Raw genomic sequence first — 23,058 nt, forward strand, 5'->3', positions numbered from 1 at the left:
TTAGAATCACCTAAAGCAGCCAACCCCGTTCGCCGAATGCAGAAAGATCAACTCCAGGCGGAGCGTACCATCCCTCCGATCCATAACGGGCACCGAGCTTCACAGCGACTTCCTTGTTGCCATAAGGAATCCGCAGCGGCGTCCTGATTGAGTTTGCTGGCGCGGAAGCCACCGAAGCGGCGTCGGTCTCAATTTTTTGTTTTCGAGACGCCTTGCGCCGCGCAGCCTGAGGTGCAACCGATCCTACCGGCCTGTTGGAGGTTTTGCATTTCAGCTTTCGGCGTTTTTTGTCTCGATTCGCATCAATCCACGCGGACATCGCGGCCGAGTTGGTCCGGGCATCATCGGGGATGATGAGACCTTTCCCCTGCGCCAGCTTCTTGGCGTACAACAATTGTGCAGGACTTACCGGTTTGGAGTCGAGCTTACCGGCCGTTTCGCCGTCGGACTTTTTAGGCGCGTGTTCGCTAAGGAATTTGCGGCAGATCGATATCGACGCCTTGTAGCCGGGTGGTGGCTTGATGCCTTTTTGCCGGACGAGGCTGTCAGCAAAGCGTTTCATCGCAGGCGTCGGTGGATACGTTGCTGTGCCATTGTCCCCTGCACTGCCAAGCAAGGAAGGTCCCACCGCGGTAGCCCCCTCCTTCAGCTTGCTGATAATGCGCTCGGCGACATCGCATACGGCGTCAATCGCGCCGACCATCTCCTGTTTGCCTACAACGACGTCGTCGAGCAGGCATTCAAGTTGCGCCGTCACACCAGGATCGACTAGCGCCGGTTCGGCTTGTTTGAGAACGCCGAACAACGACAAGCCGGTCTCGGTCGGCACAATGTTCTTTCCCTGGGCAATCAGGAAACCTTGCTTCTTAAGCCCGCCGATGATCTCGGCTCGGGTCGCAGGCGTGCCAATACCCTTGGCTTCCTTCAAGCGATCCCGCAGAACCTCGTCATCGACAAAACGCCAGGCATTCTGCATCGCCTCGATCAGAGTGCCTTCGTTGTAACGTGGCGGCGGCCGGGTCTCCTTGTTCTCAATTTTTGGATCTTGCAGTTGCGCGGTCTCGCCGTTGCACAGCGGCGGCAGCAATTGGGCCTCATCGCCCTTTTCGTCGGCGGGTTGCCACTCCGGGAATGCGGCACGCCAACCGAGATCAATGGGCTGGCGACCGGCTGCGCGGAATTCAAAGCCGTGCACATCGAGCGTTGCGGTTGTCTGCCGGTAACGGAAGTCGGGCATCAGGGCGGCCAGGTATGCCCTTGCGATAACGTCAAAGAGTTTCTTTTCGTCAGACGACAGACGGGGCCAGACCTCCGGCAGCTTGTCGATGGCGTTGACATTGGGAATGACGGCATGATGGCTCGCACCCTCCAGCCCCTTGTCATAGAACGTGCCGCTCGCGCCTCTACGAATCACTGGCGGCTCGGGTACAGGGATCGCGCTGAACGATTGGCCCGCCCGTAGTCCGGCTACGATTCGCGGCACGTCCGACATCAAGTTTTGCGGCAGATAGCGAACCTCTGCACGAGGATAGGTGATGATCTTCTTGCCTTGGCCGTCATACAGCTCCTGCGCCACTTCGAGCGTTTTGCTGGCTGACCAGCCGAAGCGCGAGCCGCAGAGTTTCTGCAACGACGGCAAATCATGCAGCTTGGGTGGCACTTGCCGCTTATCCTCGACGCGCACGGTAAGCGCGCCCTCGAAGCCTTCAGCCGCTTTGACTACGTCCTGGGCTATCTTGCGCTTAACAATTCGGTCCTGCGGCGCGTGCCGCATCTGGAATTGCCCACCCGCCACTTTCGCGGTGGCGACAATCTCAAAATAGGCCAGCGGCACGAAGTTTCGGATTTCCAATTCACGCTTGCATACAATGGCTAATGTCGGCGTCTTTACACGACCAACTCCAATCACTCTTCGCGCGCCTTGTCCAAGGATGACGGTTGCGGTGCGAGTGAGCGACAGGTTGTAAATCTGATCGGCCTGTCGGCGCGCAACCGCGGCGGCGTATAGGCGAGAGTATTCGGTATTGGGTTTTGCGCGACCGAATGCGTCGCGGATGGTCTGCGAATCCTGCGCGGTGAACAGCACTCGCATCACCTGGCCGCGATAATCGTAATGCTCAAGAATTTCCTGACCGATCAGCTGACCCTCGCGGTCGCAATCGGTTGCAAGCCAAACGCGCTTGGCAGTGCGCAACGCCTCGCGAATGGCCTTGAGCTTGGCCGCTTTGTTACCGCCCTCTGCCGGGCAGGTACCGTAAAGACCTTCAGGCCGTAAAAGTATCGGCGACCATCGCTTCCAGGCCGGAACAACATCCTCCGGTTCGAGGAGATCGAACAAATGGCCCTCAGCTGGAAGAACATCACCGTAGCGAGAACCAATTGCGGCGCGGACGTCTTTGGCCTGGCTGGTTTTCTCCGTGATGACGATCTGATCTGCCATGACGGCCTAATTGGGAGGGTGCATTTAACGCCTGGAACATACCATGAACACACAGAAGCGCAAGCTACAATTAATCCAACTCCTGATAGTGCCCTGCTTGGAGGTTATTTACGGCGCGTGTCGGCGGACGGCATCCAGGGGGACTGCTTGCGCTCGTTCTTCACAACCGAACGCGAAGACAACGGCGATGAAGCGGTCCAGCATCGCCGTCCGTATAACGCCCTTAACCGCAGGTCATACACAACGGAGGATGACGCATCAAAAAAGCGTTCGCGGATGGGCGCGGCTGTAGTACGATTCGTGTAGAGAGGATCTATCGTGTCGAGCGCCAAGCAGATTCTAGCTATGTTGAGAAGCCGAGCTGAGGGTGATGAGGATGGGTTCTTTTCCATCGCGCTTCAGATCGCAGCTTCAGAAGCTCGGCAAGGCCGGCGCGACACCGCACAAGAGATGCGAACTGAAATCGACAAAGCGCGCTCGCGCAATTCGCGGGGGGGCGTCGGTCGCGATTCCGTTTGCAAGTCCGCGGGGCAGTCTAGAGGGGCTGCTTGAAATGCGCGACCCACGTTACAAGCTGAAGGATGTTGTTTTAGGCGACCGCCTGCTGGGCCGCTTTAGCGATGTTTTACGTCAGCAGCGCAAACGTGACTGGTTGCGCGAACATGGCAAAACTCCTAATCGGCGCGTCCTGTTTGTGGGGCCACCCGGCTCAGGGAAGACGATGTCTGCCGAGGCTTTGGCGGGTGAGCTTCACCTTCCGCTGTTCATTATCCGCCTTGAAGGGATGATAACGCGTTATATGGGTGAGACGGCCGCGAAGCTGCGCTTTATTTTTGATGAGACTGCCAAGCGCCGCGGTGTTTACCTGTTCGACGAGTTTGATGCGGTCGGCGGTCAACGAACGGCCACGAATGACGTAGCCGAAATGCGACGCGTTCTGAATTCTTTCCTTCAGTTTATGGAGGAAGGTAACTCGACCGATAGCGTTATCATTTGCTCGACCAATCATCCGTCACTCCTCGACCGGGCCTTGTTGCGCCGTTACGACCAAGTTCTGGAGTTTGACGCGCCGACCTCAGCACAGATCAAAACGCTCATCACGGCCAACGTCATTCCGATGAAAGTGGTCCGTCCGGCGTGGAAACACATCATTCATGCGGCTGAGGGCTTAAGCCAATCAGAAATTGTCAGAGCGGCAGACGATGCTGTGAAGACGGCGATATTGGATGAGCGAAAGCAGCTCACCACGGAAGACCTTGTTGACCGTCTCCAAGAGCGTCACGCCATGCGAACGGCCTTTATGGACACAGAAGGTTCGTAATGTATGCCGTCGCGTTTCAACCTACCCCACATTGACATAATCGCATTTGCGACTTCGCAAGGCTATGTCGGCGAGCAAGGAGGCGGTTCAGGTGCTGTTCGTGAACGTGCCGCGCATGGTCAACGTGTTCAAAATGAACTGCGTGTTGCACTCGCGGCAGCTGACGCCGTCAAACCGACGGATACGCGCCTAGAGCCGCCCACCGGCACATTCGTCGAAGTTGAATTGAAGCGGGGCACGCCGCCTGACGTGCTCGACATGAAAACGCAAGATATACGCACCGGCGCGGTCAAAACGACCGAAGCAAATGACCGCGTGATCGCGCTGTATATTCCTGATCATGCACGTCCGGTTCTTGAAGAAATTCTCAACGACTATCTAAGCGGGCCGCTGAGCAAAGTAGGAAACAATCCTCCGAACAAAAAGAAGGTGGAGTCTATCGAGGCTATTCGCACAGCGCAATTCCGGAGGAAGGGCGTCGATTCGGGCCGGGCTCCATACCTCGCGATCGGCGGACATCGAAGCGAGTGCTACCGCCTGCGTTGAGCCGATGGCGAGCGCAGCGAACAGCAAGGCCGCGCAGAAAAGAACGAAGCGTGTCATTACAAGCTTTCCTTGCTCGCCGCTTCTCTCCGGAAGAGAGCGTACAGCGCTGGTAGAACCAGAAGGGTGAGTATCGTCGACGAAATGATGCCGCCAATCACTACGGTTGCCAGCGGCCGCTGAACTTCTGCGCCGGCGCCCGTCGCAATAGCCATCGGCACGAAGCCGAGCGACGCGACGAGCGCGGTCATGAGGACGGGTCTCAACCGCGCGGCGGCGCCATGCTCTACCGCCTCGAGCAGCGATCTGCCTTCGGAGCGGAGACGATCAATGAACGCGATGATCACAAGGCCGTTGAGTACAGCCACCCCTGACAAGGCGATGAATCCGACGCCGGCGCTAATCGACAGTGGGATTCCACGCAGCAACAGCGCGGCGATACCGCCGGTCAAGGCGAGCGGTACGCCGCTGAACACGAGCAGCGCATCTGCCACCGATCCCATGCTCATGAACAGCAGCAGGAAAACAAGCAGAAGCGCAATGGGTACGACGATCGTCAGCCGCTTGGTCGCGGAGACGAGCTGTTCGAACTGTCCTCCCCATACGATCCAGTAGCCGGACGGCAGCTTGACCTTCTCGGTAACCGCCTGCTGCGACTCCGAAACGAACGCCCCCAGATCGCGGTCGCGAACGTTCGCCGTCACGACAATCCTTCGCTTTCCGTTTTCCCGGCTGATCTGGTTCGGCCCCGGAGCTGCATCGATTGTGGCCACCGATGAAAGCGGCACGTACCGCATTTGACCGGCGGCAGGACTCATCAAGGACGTTCGAATTGCGCCTTGGAGTGCGTCTTCCACGGGAGGGAGTGGAATCGGTATCGTCCGGATGGCCTCGAGATTGCCACGCAGGTGTTCGGGCAGACGCACCATGATGTTGAAGCGGCGGTCTCCCTCGAACAGCTTCCCGACGCTTTTTCCTCCGATGGCGATCTCCACGAGGTTTTGGACGTCGCCGACGCTGAGCCCGTAGCGCGACAGCGCCTGCCGGTCGAGCTTGACGGTCAGCACCGGCAGTCCGCCGCTCTGCTCGGTCTTCACGTCGGTGGCGCCGGGAATGTTCTGGACCGCGGCCTGCACCTGGCGGGCCGACTGCAGCAGGGTCTCCAGATCGTCTCCAAAGATCTTGATGCCGACGTCGCTTCTCACGCCCGAGATCAGCTCGTTGAACCGCATCTGGATCGGCTGCGAAAACTCGTAGTTGCTGCCGGGTATCTCCTGTGCGGCGCGCTCGATCTCGTCGACCAATTTGGACTTCGGCTTGGACGGATCAGGCCACTCCGCGCGCGGCTTCAGCATCACAAAACCATCCGATGTCGAAGGGGGCATCGGGTCGGTCGCGACCTCGGCGGTGCCGGTGCGCGTGAAGAAGGTTTCCACTTCCGGTATCTGCTTCACGCGGCGCTCGAGCGCTGCCTGCATGTCCAGCGACTGCGTCAGGCTCGTTCCGGGAATCCGGGTAGCGGTGATGGCGAGGTCGCCCTCGTCGAGGCTTGGAATGAATTCGAATCCCATCCGCGTCGCCGCAGCCCCGCTCGCGATAACGATGACAACGGCAACGAGCGCAACCGTCCGGCGGAACCGGATTGCCCCGGCCAGCAGCGGCAGGTAGATCCGCTTTGCTATGCGCATGAAGGCGTTTTCATGCTCAGAGACCTTTCCGGTCACCACCAGGGCGACTGCTGCCGGGACAAACGTGACCGAAAGCAACGCCGCTCCCGCAAGCGCCATCAACACGGTCAGCGCCATGGGCGTGAACATCTTGCCCTCCACGCCGGTCAGCGTCAGGACCGGCAGGTAGACGACCGCGATGATCATGGTGCCGAACAGACTGGGTTTGATGACTTCGTGCGAGCCTTCCCTGATCGCCGTCAACCTCTCCGGGAGGGACAGCAGTCGTCCGCGCCTGTGCTGTTCCTCGGCGAGAAGCCGCAGGCAGTTCTCCACGATGATGACCGCTCCATCAATGATGATGCCGAAGTCAATGGCGCCGAGACTCATCAGATTCGCGCTGATTTTCGCCTCGACCATGCCGGTGATCGTCATCAGCATCGCGAGCGGGATGACACACGCGGTGACGATCGCAGCGCGGAGATTGCCCAGGATCAGGAAGAGTACGACGACGACCAGAGTCGCCCCTTCGATGAGATTTTTCTCGACGGTTGCGACCGTCGCCTCGACGAGCTTGGTCCGGTCGTAGACTGTCCGCGCAATGATCCCCTCGGGAAGCAGTTTCGACACTTCGGCCAGTTTCGCCGCGACGCGCTGCGCGACGGTCTGGCTGTTTTCCCCGGCCAGAAGCAGCGTCGTGCCGAGCACCGTTTCCTCGCCGTCGACCGTAGCCGCACCCGTGCGGAGGTTGGGGCCTTCCTTCACTTCCGCGACGTCTCGGATGCGGACGGGAATGCCTCCGCGGGAGCCGATCACGATGTCGCGGATCTCCTCCTTGTTGGCGACCTGACCCGGCGTGCGGACGAGATACTGCTCGCCGTTCCGCTCGATGTAACCGGCACCGACGTTGGCGTTGTTTTCCGCCAGCGCTCTCATCACATCCCTGAAGCCGAGCTTATAGGCGATCAGCCGCCCCGGATCCGGAAGCACGTGAAACTGACGGTCGAAACCGCCGACCGAGTTGACCTCGATGACGCCCGGCACCGTCCGCATCTGCGGTTTGATGACCCAGTCCTGAACCGTCCGCAATTCGGTCGCGGTGTATTCTCGCCCATCCGGCGCGCGGGCGCCCGGTTTCGCCTCCACGGTGTAGCTGTAGATCTCGCCTAAGCCGGTGGAAATCGGCCCCATCGTCGTATCGACGCCCGCCGGAAGCTGGTCCTTCACCTGCTGTATGCGTTCATTGACAAGCTGTCGCGCGAAGTAGATGTCGGTGCCCTCGTTGAAGACCACGATCACCTGACTGAGCCCATAGCGCGACGTTGAGCGCGTATACTCGAGCTTGGGCAGGCCGCCCATCGCCGTCTCCACTGGAAACGTGATGCGTTGCTCGGTCTCCAGCGGCGAATACCCGGGAGCACTCGTGTTGATCTGGACCTGGACGTTGGTGATGTCCGGGACCGCATCGATCGGGAGGTTCGTGAACTTCCAGACTCCGAGCGCGACCAGCCCGAAGACAAAGAGCATCACGAGCCAACGATGTCTGAGGGAGAACGATAGAACCAAGTTCATCTCAGGTCACCTCGTTGCATGACGATACACTTACTCACCGGCAGCTCCACCCTTGTACATTTCGGCCTTCGCGACGAAGCTGTTCTCGGCCACGTATCGTTCGCCCTCGGAAAGTCCTGATTTCACCTCGGCATGTTGAGCATCGGACTCGCCGATCAGCACCGGCCGGGCTTCGATCTTGTCACCTTCGCGCACGAACACGATTGTCTTGCTCTCGAGCGTTTGGATCGCGCCGACGCGGACGGCTACCGGTGCATTGCGTTTCGCCAAGACGAGTCGCGCCGTCACGAACAGCCCCGGCCGGAGCCGGCCGTCCGGATTGGTGAGGACGGCGCGCGCGAGGGCGGTCTGTGTGTCACTCGCGCCGACCGGTGAGACGTAAGAGATCGTCGCCTTTATATTCTCCCCACCATCATCCGGATCAATCAGGACTTCATCGCCGATACGGACGCGCTTGAAATCGTGACGGTACACCGAAAGATCCACCCAGATCGTCGACAGGTCCGCGACCACGAAAGCCGGCTTCTGCTCGGATGCGTACTCGCCGAGCGATATTTGCCTCTCAATGATCGTGCCGCTGATGGGCGCCTTGAGATCATATGCGGTAAGACTCTGGTTGCTCTCGATCGAGGCGAGTTGGTCGCCCTTGACCACGGCGTCGCCGATTCGCTTGCGGATGTCGCGCACGACGCCAGGAAACCGAGGTGTGACCTGCACGACGGATTCCTGGTTCGCCCGCAGCATGCCGTTGAGGTGCAGCGTCTCGCTGAGCACGGCACTTCCCGCGGCGCCCAAGGCTACGCCGCCCGCGGCCAATTTGGCGTCACTGATGAAGACGCGGTCCGCGCCGTGCTCATCCGGCTCCGCACGACCCTCTGCCATCCTCGTCCTTTGGTCCGGCGTCTTCGCCAAGCCAGTCTTGGCGGCTGGCGAAAGCACCTTGAATCCGACAAAACCGAAGACGGCGACCGACAGGCCGACGGTCAAAATTCTAAAAGTCTTTTTCATCGTGCGCTCTCCCGCGCGAGTGCGAATGGATTGCCGACAAGCCCCTCAATAGTGGCGACGGCGATGTGGAAGTTTTGCTGCGCTTCCTGCTCTCGCAGTCGCGCCTGCGCTACGCTGGCCTGCGCGTCGAGGACCTCCAGCAGGCTGAAGCGTCCTTGCGCATATCCTTCGAAGATTGCATCCGCCGCCTGGCGCGATTTCGGGATCGTGGAATCGCGCAGGATCGCAAGTTCGCGCTGCGCACCCTGCAGCGAATCGTAGGCGCGGCCGGCAAGAACGATCAATGCGGCGCGGTTTGCTTCTCGTTCTGCACGGGTCTTCTCCAGGCTCTGTTCGGCGGAGATGACGTAGCCCTGGTTTTGGTCGAACACCGGGATGGGGATCGAAACGCCCAAGCGCACGGCGTCGTCGCCGGCGTCGTTGAAATGCCGCCAGCCGGCGCTCAGCCGCACGTCCGGATAGGGCCTGAGGCGCGCCATCAGAAGTTCAGCGTTGCGTTGCGCGTACACCGCGGTCCATCGCACCAATTGAGGGTTGGCGTCGATCGCGGCGACGACAGACTGGAACGACGACGGCCGTCCCACTGCCTCAAGCCTTCCGGATACGGCGGAGTATTTGGGCGATGTGTCGCCCATGATCACCGCGAGTTCGCGGCGCGCACTCGCGAGCACTGCGCGGACCCGCTCCCGGTCGGCTTTCACCAAATCGGAAGCGACCTGAGCCCGGCCGGTCTCGGCCGGCGAGGATGCGCCGGCGTCGACCCGTCGCTGCAGCAACGGCGTCAGCCGGTCGATAGCGGTGACGTGCTCGTCGAGGATTTGGATGCGACGTTGAATACCGAGCACGCCCAGGAATGCGATGGCCGTTTCGGAGAGAACTTCCAGCCGCACCGCCTTGCGCTGGATGGTGGCCGTGTCAAGCGCCGCTCTGCCAGCGGCGATGCGCGCATCACGCTTGCCGAACAGTTCGAAGAGCTGACTGATCTGCAGTGTCGTCTCCGCCGATCGCGTACCGCGGTAACGACCTGAACCAAAGGAATTGTCCTGTTCGTACGACAGTTCCGGATTGATGAGCGCGCCGGCCTGGATACTCTGGCCGGATGCGATGCCGACGTCGCGCTCCGCCGCGGTCAGCCGAGGGTTCGCGGCCAACGCGCGCTGCAGCGCCGTCTGAAGGGATAACGACTGGGAATGGGACATGCCCGTCAGCCAGGGGCCAACAAGCAATACCGACGCGCACGCGAACCGCGTGGCGGCACGAATCAACAACATGGAGACAACCTGATGAACGACAACATACGGGCCCGAAAGCCCGGCGAAGTGTGGTCAGGTCAGGTATCTTGGCGGAGGGGTTTCGATCGCAGCCAGCGAGTCCGGGTGAGAAGTCCGCGGCTCCCTAAGCAAAATCGATGGAGGCTTGACGAGAGCCAACACAAACATCTGCTCAAGCGTTTTCACGGAGAAACTATCGTCTTTGTCATGCTCCGCGACGACGTTTGCTCGGGATATCTCGATCTTTCCCGAGGAGCCGATGTTTGTGATCAACGATTCCACAGCGGTCGGCCGAACCATTGCCTCATTCACTTGGAGATCGCGCAACTGATGCAACGCCCCCGCCAGAAGACAGACGAGCGCAATAAGAAATGCCACGACAGCGCCAGAGCTGCGCGGATGCAGATTTCTGAACTGGCTCGATCTGGATTTCACTTTGCGGGGGACTCACGAAGTCGGTGTCTAAGAGTAACATGCGCAATCGATGGCGTCGACCGCGCTGCAGCATAACGAGGACGCCGACGATTAGCAGCGATCCCACACCAACGCCATCCCTTTCGAAGCGAGACCACACTCCAATATGAATTATTTCACTCGAACGTGCGAACGATTTTCATTTGCGAGGACCTTCAAAAGGTCATGACGCCAGAATGCTCAGCCTTGTTGCCGGGTTCAACGTGAATGGTTATCAGCGATTCGCCAATTTCCTCCTTAATCGCCTTTTCAAGCCGATCGCAAATGTCATGCGCGGTTGAAACAGTGGTGCTGCCGTCGACGACAAGATGGAAGTCAACAAACGTCATGCGGCCGGCATGTCGGGTCCGTAGATCATGTGCTTCAATCGCGCCCTTCGCCTCGGCCAAAATGATCTCTCTAATTCGTACCAATGTCTCGGGTGCGACTGCTTCATCCATTAACCCGCTGACCGACTCCCACATGAGACCCCAGCCGGACCACAAAATATTCAAGGCAACCGCCGCTGCCAGCGCAGGATCAAGAACGGCCCAACCGGAAATCGCCGCAATCCCTACTCCACCCAGCACCCCAACCGAAGAAAGCACGTCCGTGAAAAGATGGCGCCCATCGGCGACGAGAGCCGGTGATCTAAGCTGCCGCCCTCGACGGATCAAAAGCCATGACCATCCAGCGTTGATGAAACCCGCCACGCCGTTCACCGCAAGGCCCACCCAAGGCGCCTCTAGGAGCTTGTTTGGATAGTCGCTGTTCAAATCTGGTCGGGTCTGATTCAACATTGGGCGATGAGCAAGTATTTTCGGCCTTGGAACATCGATCAGACGCTGCTTCTGCCGCCGAATGTGCAGGACTTCGTGCCGAAAGGCCATGTCTCGCGGTTTATGGTTGATCTGGTGCGGGAGAGCCTCGATCTCAGGGAGATCATGGGCAGCTATGTGAGCGGGCTTGGGCAGCCGCCGTTTGATCCGCGGATGATGGTGGCGCTGCTGCTGCATAGCTATGCGAGTGGGCTGTATTCGTCGCGTCGGATTGCCAAGGCCTGCCGGGAGCGGAACGATTTTGTGATGATCGTGGCGCTGGATGCGCCGGATTTTCGGACGATCAGCGACTTTCGCAAGCGACATTTGAAGGCGCTCGGCGCGCTATTCGTGCAGGTTCTGAAGTTGTGCGAGACGGCCGGGCTGGTCAAGCTCGGTCATGTCGCGCTGGATGGTACGAAGATCAAGGCGAACGCGTCGAAACACAAGGCGATGAGTTATGAGCGCATGAAGAAGCGCGAGGCGGAATTGAAGGCCGAGGTCGCTCGCATGCTGGCGGCCGCCGAGGCGGCGGATGCCTCGGAGGATGAGACTTTCGGCAACAGCGACGAGCTGCCGGACTGGACCGTCGACAAGCAGAAACGGCTGGCGAAGATCCAGCAAGCGATGGCGGCGCTGGAAGCGGACGCCAAACTGGCGGCTGGAGGAAGAGCGCCGCATCGAGGCCGAAAAGGAACAGCAGCGCCAGGCCGAAGGCCGCAAGAAGCCGGGCAAACCGGCGGCGCTGCCATCGGAGGAACCCAATCCCAAGGCGCAACGCAACTTCACCGATCCGGAAAGCCGCATCATGAAGTCGAAGGATGGCTTCGTTCAGGCCTATAATGCCCAGGCGGCCGTCGATGCACATGCCCAGATCATTGTCGCGCAAGAACTGACCCAGCACGGCAGCGATCAGGGCCAGTTGGTGCCCCTGATCGAGGCCATCGAGAGCAATCTTGGCCGCAAGCCGCGGCAGGCCTCAGCGGATTCCGGCTACTGCAGCGAAGCCAATCTCGAAGCGCTCGACACACGCAGCATCGATGGCTATGTCGCGCCCGGACGCGCCAAGCACCCGACAGTAGCGAACGGAAAAGTCGGCGGCCCGCTGACACAGGCCATGCGAAAGAAGATCGACGATGGCGGCTTCGAAACACCCTACCGATTGCGAAAGCAAGTGGTGGACCCGGTGTTCGGGCAGATCAAACAGGCAAGAGGCTTCCGCCAGTTCCTGTTGCGGGGCATCGAGAAAGTGCGCGCCGAGTGGACAATGATCTGCACCGTCCATAACCTCCTCAAGCTGTTCAACCTCGCAAACGCAGCCTGAGCCTGCTACTCTACAACAAATGCCCGTCACGAAAACATATCTGGACGGGCTCCTAGTCTGACTGAGTCACAAAACCGCCGGCCAGAATCAGCGATGGATGAAGCACGGACCATCAGTCGAGAGGCCGACATGAGCGGGCGTGGCACCAAGACGAGCGAGAAGCGATTTGCGACGTATTTGGAAGGGCTTGCCAGTGTCATCGGTCATGCTGATCGGAAGGCGCCGCTGCGCGACTATTGCGTCGGCCTGATGGCCTGTGGCGGTCGCAAGAGCGTGGAGCCGATGGCGGCGGTGACAGCTCCGGAACGGACGGCCGCCCAGCATCAATCGCTGCTGCATTTCGTCGGCAGCGGCGCCTGGTCGGATGAGAAGGTGCTGGGCAAGGTACGTGAGATGGTCCTGCCGGCGATTGAACGCCAGGGCCCCATCGAAGCCTGGATCATCGACGATACCGGATTTCCCAAGCAGGGGCGACATTCAGTTGGAGTTGCACGGCAATATTGCGGGCAGCTCGGCAAGCAGGATAATTGTCAGGTGGCGGTGTCACTTTCGATTGCCAACCACCACGCCAGCCTGCCTGTCGCTTATCGCTTTATCTTCCGAAGGAATGGACTGAGGACTGCGATCGGCGGCGCAAGGTGGGCATTCCTGCCGAAGTTGGCTTCCGGACCAAGCCGGAGATCGCGCTGGAGCAGTTGCGGTGGGCTGCGCGAGCGGCCTTCCACGCGGTGTCGTACTGATGGACGCGGGCTATGGCAATAACAGCGACCTGCGCACGGAGATCACGGCGCTGGGATTGACCTATGTGGCGGGTCTTCTGTCGAGCACAACGGTATGGGCGCCCGGTACCGGTCCCTTGCCGCCGAAGCCATGGTCGGGCCGCGGCCGTCCACCGAAACTGATGCGTACCGTCAGCATCAGCCGGCCGCCGTCAAGGCGCTCGCGATCGGCCTGCCGGCCAAAGCTTGGCGCACCATCACGTGGCGGCAAGGAATGAACGAAAAGCTGACCTCGCACTTTGCCCGCGTGCGGGTCCGTGCCGCGCATCGTGATTATTGGCAAACCACCCGGCGATTGGAGGAATGGTTGCTGATCGAATGGCCAAAAGGCGAGGACCAGCCTACCAAATACTGGCTCTCGACATTGCCGGAGGATGTGGCATTCCGGACTCTCGTTGAGACGGCTAAATTGCGCTGGCGCATCGAACGCGACTATCAGGAACTCAAGCAGGAGGTCGGGCTCGGCCACTTCGAGGGACGCGGCTGGCGCGGCTTTCATCGTCACGCAACAATGTGCATCGCAGCCTACGGATTCCTGATCTCCGAGCGGGAGACGATTCCCCCCTCAGGCACTCGGCACGCCCGGCCGATCCTGCTCGATCGCATTCCCGCAGATTACAGACCCCGCGGATTTGGCGCTGCGGACCCAACGTCACATTCCAAATTCGATCGCGACGATGCGACGGCGCCTCGAACATGGGCTCGTCCGAACGCTGTCGAGATGTCCTTGTTGTGCGATCAAGTTCGACCACTAGACAGATCATCGTTTGTGACGCAGTAGGACTAGGGACGTTAAAAGGAAATCGCAGCAGCCCGCTGCCAAAAAGATCCAGGTGCATTCGGATTCGCGGACCCGCTCGCAGCTCGGATCTGAGATCATTGAATGCGCATCTAACTGGTGGCATGTGCCAAGTCTCACTTGGCACGTCTTCGATTCGATCACCACGCGGGCTGTATCTCTATGTGGCGCCGAACATCGGCTCACCCATCATCAAGCTCGCTCATGGCCTCATCCATATCCGACTGGGAATCGCTTATGACTTGCGTGGCGACGGAAACGAGAGCCTTTTCGAATGCTCGGCGCAGTAGCGCTGCACGCGTGTCATCGCCGCCGCTCTCGGCGGTGTCGGAGGGGGCGCCAACCTGCGGCGCTGTTGCATTAATATCGGCTGCGTTCATGTCGTAACACCCGGATAGCGGCGTCGCCGCGAGATGACCTATCCGCTTCATGCTAGCAGGGGCAGCTTGCGAAAAGCTGACTAAGATCGAGCCTCCTTGGCGGCTTCATCCATGACCACGCAAGTGAGGACAACCGCTGTGCCGGCAAGGTCATTACTGCGATCGGAGCTCTGGTAAATCATGGCGCCAAAACACTTGGCCACGTCAGCAAGCGCGACGGCGACTGTTGCGCGTTGAAGGCTCAGTGGTACCACAAGCATTTGTGGAGCTATCGTGCTCGATCTGGCGCGCGCGGCAAGCCACCGAGATCGCACGATCATGGCAGGGACGCACCTCACGCCAGTTCCACAAGAAGAGCAACACCTTGCTGGCGCAGCTCGATCGCATTCTCGACCGCTTTGAATTGCAAGCCAAACGTTGCGCGTCATGAGATTATCCCTCGCCAGCATCGCCCAGAACCTTCGCCGAACGGATTCCTATCCAACGCGGACTCGCATAGGCACCCGTCATCGCGACGGAGCATCGAAATCAAAATGCTGCCACTCTTTTCACGGAATGGGCCGAAGCAGGGGGGGGGCATTTGCTCGAACAGAGCGTTGCGGGCCCGGACCCGGAGCGGACGTGGCGTCCTGCGTCTCGACTCCCCTGGCACAAGCCTTGACGAATCTCGACGCGCGGCGTCTGTATGTAGATCTGCCACGGTCTTCCATTCTGCATCTAGTAGGATGGAAGCTAAGAGGGAACCCGGTGCGCCGGTAACGGCTATTCCGGGGCTGCCCCCGCAACTGTAAGCGGCGAGCGGTTGTCATAATGGTCACTGGCCGCGACAGCACCGGGAAGGCCGACAGCCGCAGCGACCCGCGAGCCAGGAGACCTGCCGCGACAGAATAGAACGTCCTCGGGCGGGGTGCCCCGTGCGTCGCTTGCAGCCTGGGACGTTTGACCCGTCTCCTCGCAAGTCGTGCGCGTGGCTTCACCCCCTAACATCGCGGGGTTGCCGATGTCGCCGTCTTACGATTTCAATCAGCATGGTCATCTAATTGAGTGGCCGAGTGTGCGGCCGTGGCCGGCGCGGCCAAAGTCTGCCACGCCTCAGCGGTGTGTTGTGCCGCCGCCGTCATCGGCTCCGCTGCCGCGGCCTCTCGCGCCATTGCCAAAGCCGTCCGATCTCACGCTCGATCGATCGCGCGACGGCCTGCTGACCGCGTTCGGCAAGCTAACGCTGACCGATCGCTATCTGCTCGTCGGCGAAAGCATCCAGGACATGTTCGCGCGGGTGTCCTGTGCCTTCGCGGACGATGTTGCGCACGCCCAACGTCTCTATGACGCGATGTCTCGGCTGTGGTTCATGCCAGCCACGCCGGTGCTGTCCAATGGCGGCACCACGCGCGGCCTGCCAATCTCGTGCTTCCTTAACTCGGTGTCGGACTCGCTCGAAGGAATCGTTGGCACCTGGGACGAAAACGTGTGGCTTGCCTCCAACGGGGGCGGTATCGGCACGTACTGGGGCAATGTTCGCTCGATCGGAGAGAAGGTGAAGGGCGGCGTCAGCTCAGGCGTCATCCCGTTCATCCACGTCATGGACGGCCTGACGCTGGCGATCAGCCAGGGCTCGTTGCGGCGCGGCTCGGCGGCGGTCTATCTCGATATCCAGCATCCCGAGATCGAGGAGTTTCTCGAGATCCGCAAGGCGTCCGGCGACTTCAACCGCAAGAGCCTCAACTTGCATCACGGCATCAACCTCACCGACGAGTTCATGCGTGCCGTGGGCGCCGGCACCGCGTTCGCTCTGCGCAGCCCGAAGACGAACGAGGTCGTCCGCGAGATCGACGCGCGACAGCTATGGCAACGCATTCTTGAGAACCGGTTGCAGACAGGCGAGCCTTATCTCTTGTTCATCGACACCGTGAATCGCGCGCTTCCCAAGCACCAGCGCGAGCTCGGTCTCAAGGTCTCGACCTCCAACCTGTGCAGCGAGATTACGCTCCCGACCGGCATCGACCATCGCGGCGAGGAGCGCACCGCGGTGTGCTGTCTGTCATCGCTCAACCTCGAGACCTGGGACCAATGGAATGAGGAACCCGGCTTCATCGAGGACGTCATGCGCTTCCTTGACAACGTGCTCACCCACTTCATCACGACGGCGCCGGAGGGTATGAAGCGGGCCCGCTACGCCGCCCTGCGCGAGCGCTCCGTCGGACTTGGCGTGATGGGCTTCCACTCGTTCCTCCAGGCGAATGGCATTCCAATGGAGAGTGGCTTGGCGAAATCATTCAATCTAAAGATGTTTCGGAAGATCCGGGGTGATGCCGACGCGGCATCCGTCGCCCTTGCTCGCGAGCGTGGCCCGTGCCCGGATGCCCTGGAACGTGGCGTGATGGAGCGCTTCAGCCAGAAGATCGCGATCGCGCCGACTGCTTCGATCAGCATCATCTGCGGCGGCACCAGCGCATGCATCGAGCCGATCCCGGCCAACATCTACACCCACAAGACGTTGTCTGGTGCCATCTCGGTACGTAATCCTCATCTGACCAGGGTACTGATCGCCAAGGGCGCCGACACCCCGGTGACCTGGCAGTCGATCATTGCGCAGGAGGGTTCGGTCGCCCATCTCGACATTCTGTCGGAACACGAGAAAGCGGTGTTTCGCACCGCCTTCGAGGTCGACCAGCGCTGGATCGTCGAGCTTGCAGGCGACCGGGCCGCATTCATCTGCCAGAGCCAGTCAATCAACCTCTATCTGCCGGCCGAGGTCGATAAGTGGGACCTCCACATGCTGCACTGGACGGCGTGGAAGCGTGGGGTGAAGAGCCTTTATTACTGCCGTTCAAAATCGATCTCGCGCGCGGCGTTCGCCGGCAAGATCGTCGACGATGACGAGGCCGCGCCGCGGCAGCCGCCTGCGCAGCGCGCCGATTATGAGGAGTGCCTCGCATGTCAATGATCGATCTCTCGTCTGTCGATCCGCGCACGCTGATCGGCAAGGGGCGCGTTGGTCTCCTTGACTCGACGGGCAGCTATGACGTTGATCGCTACGCTTGGGCCTACGAGTTCTGGAAGCGTCAGCAGCAGACGCATTGGATGGCCGAGGAGGTGCCGCTCGGCAACGACCTCAAGGACTGGGCGTCGGACCGCGTCACCGCCAGCGAGCGCGCGCTGCTCACCCAGATCTTTCGCTTCTTTACTCAGTCGGACATCGAGGTCGGTGACAATTATCTCAAGCGATACATCCCGATTTTCCAGCCGCTCACCGTCCAGATGATGATGGCGGCCTTCACGAACATGGAGACGGTCCACATCGACGCCTATGCGCTGCTGCTCAAGACGCTCGGCATGCCCAAGACCGAGTTCGAGGCATTTCGCAGCTATGCGCAAATGCGCGCCAAGGCGGACTACATGCACGAGTTCGGCGTTGACACCGTGGCCGATGTCGCGCGCACCCTGGCTATGTTCGGCGCCTTTACCGAAGGCATGGCGTTGTTCGCGAGCTTCGCTATGCTGCTCAATTTTCCGCGCCACAACAAGATGAACGGCATGGGACAGATCGTAAGCTGGTCGGTGCGCGACGAGAGTCTCCACTGCGAGGGCGTCATCAAGCTGTTTCACGAATGGCACCGCGAGACCGGCGCCGTGACGCGCTCGGTCCGTGACGACATCGTCGATGTCGCCAGAACGATGGTAAAGCTGGAGGAGAACTTCGTCGATCTCGCCTTTGGCCTGGGCAAGATCGAGGGCATGCGTCCTGAGCAGATCCACGCCTACGTCCGTTATGTCGCCGACTGGCGACTGACCCAACTCCGGATTGCCCCGGTTTTCGGCTTCTTCAAGGCCGAGGAGGATGGGTTCACGCAGCTCAAGCCGCATCCGCTGCCTTGGCTCGTCGAGATTCTCAATGGGGTCGAGCACGCCAATTTCTTCGAGCAGCGCGCCACGGAGTACTCCAAGGCGGCGAGCCGAGGCAGCTGGGACGGCGAGGACGGGGTGTGGGCGGCTTTCGGCCGTATGTAGGCAACCGGAACAGCATGCGTCCGTTCATACATCTTGGAGGTTCGCGGAAGTCCTCTGCTGCGGCTTCCGGCGGCACAGCGGACTCAAGCGGCATCATCCACGCCGCTCGAAAATCATAACGGGGGAACACCCGCCCACGGGGCTGATGTACCAAAGTGAAGTCTGATCTTGTGCTGAGTTGCTTCGGTGCGGCAGACTTCGAAAAGGCGATCACAATCGTTGCAATTTGCAGGACCAAGCGCGGGCATTGGTCGGCGATCTTTGAGGCGCGCTCGCCTTGCGGGAAAGTCGGCGTGACCTCATCGATGCGGACCAATGGAACCGGTTTATGCACACCTGCACAAAAGGGCGGCGAAAGCCTGAGTGGAAGCCGCCAGTCTGTTCAGGGCGACCGTGCATGCGATGACGGCGCTTGATGATCAGGGTCATCGACGCGGCCGTCTCCATACAGCAAACGGCCGGGAGGCGAGTAGAGTGAGGAGGCCAGTTGGTGATCGCTCCTCTTCAGCCGTACAGCTAGACAATTTCGATCAGGTTTCCGCATATCGAGTGGACCCCTTGAAAGGAACTTGGCCGGCGGAGTATCCGCCAGCCAAGAGCGATCGTCATCACGTGCTCCTGCTGTTGGCGGAGACAATCTATCAACCTTCGCACATGGCCCTTGTCGCTGCTAAAGCTATGGGCACTAGGTGTTTAGTCCCAAGCTTTGATGGTGCATTCTTATCGCACGATTCGAAGGATGCGCTATGGGACAGGTTTTACACGGCTGCGCCACCACGACGGAGGCAATCCGTCGAGCAATACAAGATAGTCAAGAGAGCCTGAGAGCGCTCGCCAGGCGCTACGGGATCAACCAAAAGACCGTCGCGAAGTGGAAGGGGCGCGAGACAGTCGCCGATCTCCCGACAGGCCCAACGGAAGCCAAATCGACCGTGCTTTCCATCGAGGAGGAGGCGATCATTGTTGCTTTCCGGCGGCATACGCTATTGCCGCAATCGACGATTGCCTCTATGCGCTTCAGCCGACCATCCCACATCTGACGCGATCATCCCTGCATCGCTGTCTCCAGCGCCACGGCATCAGTCGATTGCCGGAGGTCGAAGGCAGTAAGCCTCCGAAGAAAAAGTTCAAGGCTTATCCGATCGGCTATTTCCACATCGACATTGCTGAGCTCCAGACCGCTGAAGGCAAGCTCTATCTCTACGTCGCCATCGATCGCACCAGCAAGTTCGCCTTCGTGCAACTGGTCAGGAAGACGGGAAGGACCTCCGCCTCCGCCTTCCTCGAAGCTCTGATCGCGGCTGTGCCCTACAAGATCCATACGGTTCTCACCGACAATGGGATCCAGTTCACCTTCTTGCCGCGCTACGCGGACGGCCCGACGGCAAGATACGTGACACATATGTTCGATATGCGCTGCCAAGAGAATGGCATCGAACATCGGCTGACCAAGATCAAGCATCCCTGGACCAATGGGCAGGTCGAGCGCATGAACCGCACGATCAAGGAAGCGACCGTCCAACGCTATCATTACGATCGACACGATCAGCTCGAAGCACACCTTGCTGACTTCATTAACGCATACAACTACGCTCGGCGGCTGAAGACCCTGAAGGGCCTCACGCCCTACGAATATATCTGCAAAGCCTGGACAAAGGAGCCCGAACGATTCACCCTCAATCCGCTCCAGCAAATGCCGGGACTAAACACCTAGGAGCCCGTCCAGATATGTTTTCGTGACGGGCATTTGTTGTAGAGTAGCAGGCTCAGGCTGCGTTTGCGAGGTTGAACAGCTTGAGGAGGTTATGGACGGTGCAGATCATTGTCCACTCGGCGCGCACTTTCTCGATGCCCCGCAACAGGAACTGGCGGAAGCCTCTTGCCTGTTTGATCTGCCCGAACACCGGCTCCACCACTTGCTTTCGCAATCGGTAGGGTGTTTCGAAGCCGCCATCGTCGATCTTCTTTCGCATGGCCTGTGTCAGCGGGCCGCCGACTTTTCCGTTCGCTACTGTCGGGTGTTTGGCGCGTCCGGGCGCGACATAGCCATCGATGCTGCGTGTGTCGAGCGCTTCGAGATTGGCTTCGCTGCAGTAGCCGGAATCCGCTGAGGCCTGCCGCGGCTTGCGGCCAAGATTGCTCTCGATGGCCTCGATCAGGGGCACCAACTGGCCCTGATCGCTGCCGTGCTGGGTCAGTTCTTGCGCGACAATGATCTGGGCATGTGCATCGACGGCCGCCTGGGCATTATAGGCCTGAACGAAGCCATCCTTCGACTTCATGATGCGGCTTTCCGGATCGGTGAAGTTGCGTTGCGCCTTGGGATTGGGTTCCTCCGATGGCAGCGCCGCCGGTTTGCCCGGCTTCTTGCGGCCTTCGGCCTGGCGCTGCTGTTCCTTTTCGGCCTCGATGCGGCGCTCTTCCTCCGCCGCCAGTTTGGCGTCCGCTTCCAGCGCCGCCATCGCTTGCTGGATCTTCGCCAGCCGTTTCTGCTTGTCGACGGTCCAGTCCGGCAGTTCGTCGCTGTTGCCGAAAGTCTCATCCTCCGAGGCATCCGCCGCCTCGGCGGCCGCCAGCATGCGAGCGACCTCGGCCTTCAATTCCGCCTCGCGCTTCTTCATGCGCTCATAACTCATCGCCTTGTGTTTCGACGCGTTCGCCTTGATCTTCGTACCATCCAGCGCGACATGACCGAGCTTGACCAGCCCGGCCGTCTCGCACAACTTCAGAACCTGCACGAATAGCGCGCCGAGCGCCTTCAAATGTCGCTTGCGAAAGTCGCTGATCGTCCGAAAATCCGGCGCATCCAGCGCCACGATCATCACAAAATCGTTCCGCTCCCGGCAGGCCTTGGCAATCCGACGCGACGAATACAGCCCACTCGCATAGCTATGCAGCAGCAGCGCCACCATCATCCGCGGATCAAACGGCGGCTGCCCAAGCCCGCTCACATAGCTGCCCATGATCTCCCTGAGATCGAGGCTCTCCCGCACCAGATCAACCATAAACCGCGAGACATGGCCTTTCGGCACGAAGTCCTGCACATTCGGCGGCAGAAGCAGCGTCTGATCGATGTTCCAAGGCCGAAAATACTTGCTCATCGCCCAATGTTGAATCAGACCCGACCAGATTTGAACAGCGACTATCCAGACAAGCTCCTAGCCCGTCTTATTCGTCAGAGGGCGCCTGAGAGGCTGGCGAGCGTGGTGTAAAGCGCTGATGCGGCGTAGGATTCGGTTGCAAAGCCACCCCATCACCTTCAGCCGCGAACACCACGCCCGCCATGACCGCTGATACGATTCTGCCCTTCTCGTTTCCAGCCGTTCACGCCAAGAAAGTCACAGCTGCCTTCGAAGGCGGTCGGCTGACCTCGAACGGGGGCGTGATGCTTCTGGCGATGGCCGAGCGGCGTCTCGGCTTGGCCGACAATTTGGCCCGGGTGTTCCCGGATCGGCGCGATCCGACGCGGGTCGTGCACAGCCTTGTCGATATGTTCCGCGCGCGCATGTTCGCGATCTGCTGCGGCTACGAGGACGCCGACGACCTCGATCATCTGCGGTCCGATCCCGCATTCAAGCTGGCCTGCGGACGGCTGCCGGACACGGGTCGCGATCTGTGTTCCCAACCGACGCTGTCGCGGCTGGAGAATGCTCCGCGCCTGCGCGACGTGATCCGACTGACCTACACTTTGGTCGACGCATGGATGGATAGCTACCCGCGCGAGCCGGCATCCGTCACGCTCGACATCGATGATACCTGCGATGTCGTCCACGGCCATCAGCAGCTCTCGCTGTTCAACGCTCATTATGACGAACGCTGCTTCCTGCCGATCCACGTCTACGACACGGAGAAGAGCCGGCCCGTGGCGGTCGTGCTGCGGCCCGGCAAGACGCCGGGCGGCGTCGAGGTGCGTGCCCATCTGCGCCGCCTGGTACGGCATATCCGGACGCGGTGGCACAACACGCGAATTACGTTCCGTGGCGACGGGCACTATGCCCGGCCGGAGGCAATGGCGTGGTGCGAGACCAACGGCATCGACTACATCTTCGGTCTGTCCGGCACCAAGCCGCTCGCCAGAAAAGTCGACGCGGTCGCCGACGACATCCGCACGCGACGCGCCATCGAGAACCTGCCGGTTCTGCGTGGCTATACCGAGACGCGCCACAAGGCAAAGTCCTGGGATCGCGAACGACGCACCGTCGCCCGTATTGAGGCGACGATGCTCGGCCTCGACATCCGCTTCGTCGTCACCAGCCTCGATGTCGGCTCGGCCGAGTGGATCTACGACAGCCTGTATTGCGCGCGCGGCCAAGCCGAGAATCTGATCAAGCTGCATAAGACACAGCTCGCCTCCGATCGCACCAGCTGCCGTTCGGCGCTCGCCAATCAAGTCCGCCTCGTTCTCCACACCGCCGCTTATTGGCTGATGCTGACCGTGCGCGACGCGATTCCCAAAGCCCGGGAATTGGCCACAGCCGAGTTCGCGACGCTGCGTCTTCGTCTCTTGAAACTCGCTGCCCGTGTGGTCGAGACCACGAGCCGCATTCGCCTTGCGTTTGCCGCGGCATGGCCGACCTGATCCGCGGCTTGCCAGGCGCGCTGCTGCCGCTCGGTCCTTGAGCGGCGGGGCGTCCGCCCCCCGTTCGCCCAACCTACACCTCAAGCGCGTTGCAAA

Annotated in this window: 13 protein-coding genes, 5 pseudogenes and 1 riboswitch; of the genes and pseudogenes, 10 read left to right on the top strand and 8 right to left on the bottom strand. The window is 60.4% G+C overall.

What is annotated here, in order from left to right:
- Nucleotides 1–10: 10 nt before the first annotated feature.
- The gene (locus HAP48_RS04470) at nt 11–2,440 is read right to left on the bottom strand and encodes a type IA DNA topoisomerase (protein ID WP_166214543.1); all 2,430 of its coding nucleotides are present in this window, start codon (nt 2,438–2,440) and stop codon (nt 11–13) included.
- Between the two features lie 376 nt (nt 2,441–2,816).
- Between HAP48_RS04470 and HAP48_RS04475 the strand changes: the two genes are divergently transcribed.
- The gene (locus tag HAP48_RS04475) at nt 2,817–3,761 is read left to right on the top strand and encodes an AAA family ATPase (RefSeq protein WP_224496903.1); all 945 of its coding nucleotides are present in this window, start codon (nt 2,817–2,819) and stop codon (nt 3,759–3,761) included.
- A 3-nt stretch (nt 3,762–3,764) separates the two neighbouring features.
- A complete protein-coding gene (locus tag HAP48_RS04480) occupies nt 3,765–4,307 on the top strand; it encodes a hypothetical protein (RefSeq protein ID WP_166213766.1) in 543 nt (180 codons plus the stop codon).
- A 56-nt stretch (nt 4,308–4,363) separates the two neighbouring features.
- Here HAP48_RS04480 and HAP48_RS04485 read toward each other — a convergent pair whose 3' ends face one another.
- From HAP48_RS04485 to HAP48_RS04505, 5 genes and pseudogenes are all read right to left on the bottom strand, one after another.
- Complete coding sequence (locus HAP48_RS04485) at nt 4,364–7,543, bottom strand: efflux RND transporter permease subunit (RefSeq protein ID WP_166213765.1); 3,180 nt, start codon at nt 7,541–7,543, stop codon at nt 4,364–4,366.
- Between the two features lie 30 nt (nt 7,544–7,573).
- Nucleotides 7,574–8,551: a divalent metal ion exporter adaptor subunit IhpB gene (gene ihpB, locus HAP48_RS04490; protein ID WP_029079116.1), complete on the bottom strand. Its 978-nt coding sequence runs from the start codon at nt 8,549–8,551 to the stop codon at nt 7,574–7,576.
- Nucleotides 8,548–9,822 carry a divalent metal ion exporter subunit IhpA gene (gene ihpA / locus HAP48_RS04495; protein ID WP_166213764.1) on the bottom strand — a complete coding sequence of 425 codons (1,275 nt, stop codon included), beginning with the start codon at nt 9,820–9,822 and terminating at the stop codon, nt 8,548–8,550. Before ihpA ends, ihpB begins: the two co-directional genes overlap by 4 nt.
- 54 nt (nt 9,823–9,876) lie before the next feature.
- On the bottom strand, nt 9,877–10,200 hold the full coding sequence (locus HAP48_RS04500) for a hypothetical protein (protein ID WP_029079118.1): 324 nt from the start codon (nt 10,198–10,200) through the stop codon (nt 9,877–9,879).
- 251 nt (nt 10,201–10,451) lie between these two features.
- A pseudogene (locus tag HAP48_RS04505) lies at nt 10,452–11,024 on the bottom strand (cation diffusion facilitator family transporter); the annotation flags it as partial.
- 57 nt (nt 11,025–11,081) lie between these two features.
- Here HAP48_RS04505 and HAP48_RS04510 point away from each other — a divergent pair.
- The 4 genes and pseudogenes from HAP48_RS04510 to HAP48_RS50640 all read left to right on the top strand — a co-directional run bounded on the left by HAP48_RS04510 (nt 11,082) and on the right by HAP48_RS50640 (nt 13,977).
- A pseudogene (locus tag HAP48_RS04510) lies at nt 11,082–12,417 on the top strand (IS1182 family transposase).
- A gap of 93 nt (nt 12,418–12,510) precedes the next feature.
- On the top strand, nt 12,511–13,179 hold the full coding sequence (locus HAP48_RS50635) for an IS701 family transposase (RefSeq protein ID WP_477021273.1): 669 nt from the start codon (nt 12,511–12,513) through the stop codon (nt 13,177–13,179).
- Nucleotides 13,157–13,291 (top strand): annotated as a pseudogene (locus HAP48_RS51040) (transposase); the annotation flags it as partial. The gene HAP48_RS50635 and the pseudogene HAP48_RS51040, both read left to right, overlap by 23 nt.
- Nucleotides 13,288–13,977 carry an IS701 family transposase gene (locus HAP48_RS50640; protein ID WP_420869851.1) on the top strand — a complete coding sequence of 230 codons (690 nt, stop codon included), beginning with the start codon at nt 13,288–13,290 and terminating at the stop codon, nt 13,975–13,977. The pseudogene HAP48_RS51040 and the gene HAP48_RS50640, both read left to right, overlap by 4 nt.
- A 200-nt stretch (nt 13,978–14,177) precedes the next feature.
- Here HAP48_RS50640 and HAP48_RS04520 read toward each other — a convergent pair whose 3' ends face one another.
- Entirely contained in the window at nt 14,178–14,375 is a 198-nt protein-coding gene (locus tag HAP48_RS04520; protein WP_166071913.1) for a hypothetical protein, read from the bottom strand.
- 682 nt (nt 14,376–15,057) lie between these two features.
- Nucleotides 15,058–15,271: riboswitch (cobalamin riboswitch) on the top strand.
- 254 nt (nt 15,272–15,525) lie between these two features.
- On the opposite strand from HAP48_RS04520, the gene HAP48_RS04525 reads away from it, so the two are divergent.
- The 3 genes and pseudogenes from HAP48_RS04525 (at nt 15,526) to HAP48_RS04535 (ending at nt 20,097) form a co-directional block, all read left to right on the top strand.
- Entirely contained in the window at nt 15,526–17,319 is a 1,794-nt protein-coding gene (locus HAP48_RS04525; RefSeq protein ID WP_224496569.1) for a ribonucleoside-diphosphate reductase subunit alpha, read from the top strand.
- Complete coding sequence (locus HAP48_RS04530; RefSeq protein WP_198031293.1) at nt 17,310–18,383, top strand: ribonucleotide-diphosphate reductase subunit beta; 1,074 nt, start codon at nt 17,310–17,312, stop codon at nt 18,381–18,383. Before HAP48_RS04525 ends, HAP48_RS04530 begins: the two co-directional genes overlap by 10 nt.
- A 746-nt stretch (nt 18,384–19,129) precedes the next feature.
- A pseudogene (locus HAP48_RS04535) lies at nt 19,130–20,097 on the top strand (IS481 family transposase).
- Between the two features lie 52 nt (nt 20,098–20,149).
- Here HAP48_RS04535 and HAP48_RS04540 read toward each other — a convergent pair.
- Nucleotides 20,150–21,484 carry an IS1182 family transposase gene (locus tag HAP48_RS04540; protein ID WP_166202952.1) on the bottom strand — a complete coding sequence of 445 codons (1,335 nt, stop codon included), beginning with the start codon at nt 21,482–21,484 and terminating at the stop codon, nt 20,150–20,152.
- Nucleotides 21,485–21,666: 182 nt separating this feature from the next.
- Here HAP48_RS04540 and HAP48_RS04545 point away from each other — a divergent pair.
- Nucleotides 21,667–23,003: pseudogene (locus tag HAP48_RS04545) on the top strand (IS1380 family transposase).
- Nucleotides 23,004–23,058 lie beyond the last annotated feature (55 nt).

The organism is Bradyrhizobium septentrionale (genome assembly GCF_011516645.4).
Taxonomy (GTDB): Bacteria; Pseudomonadota; Alphaproteobacteria; order Rhizobiales; family Xanthobacteraceae; genus Bradyrhizobium; species Bradyrhizobium septentrionale.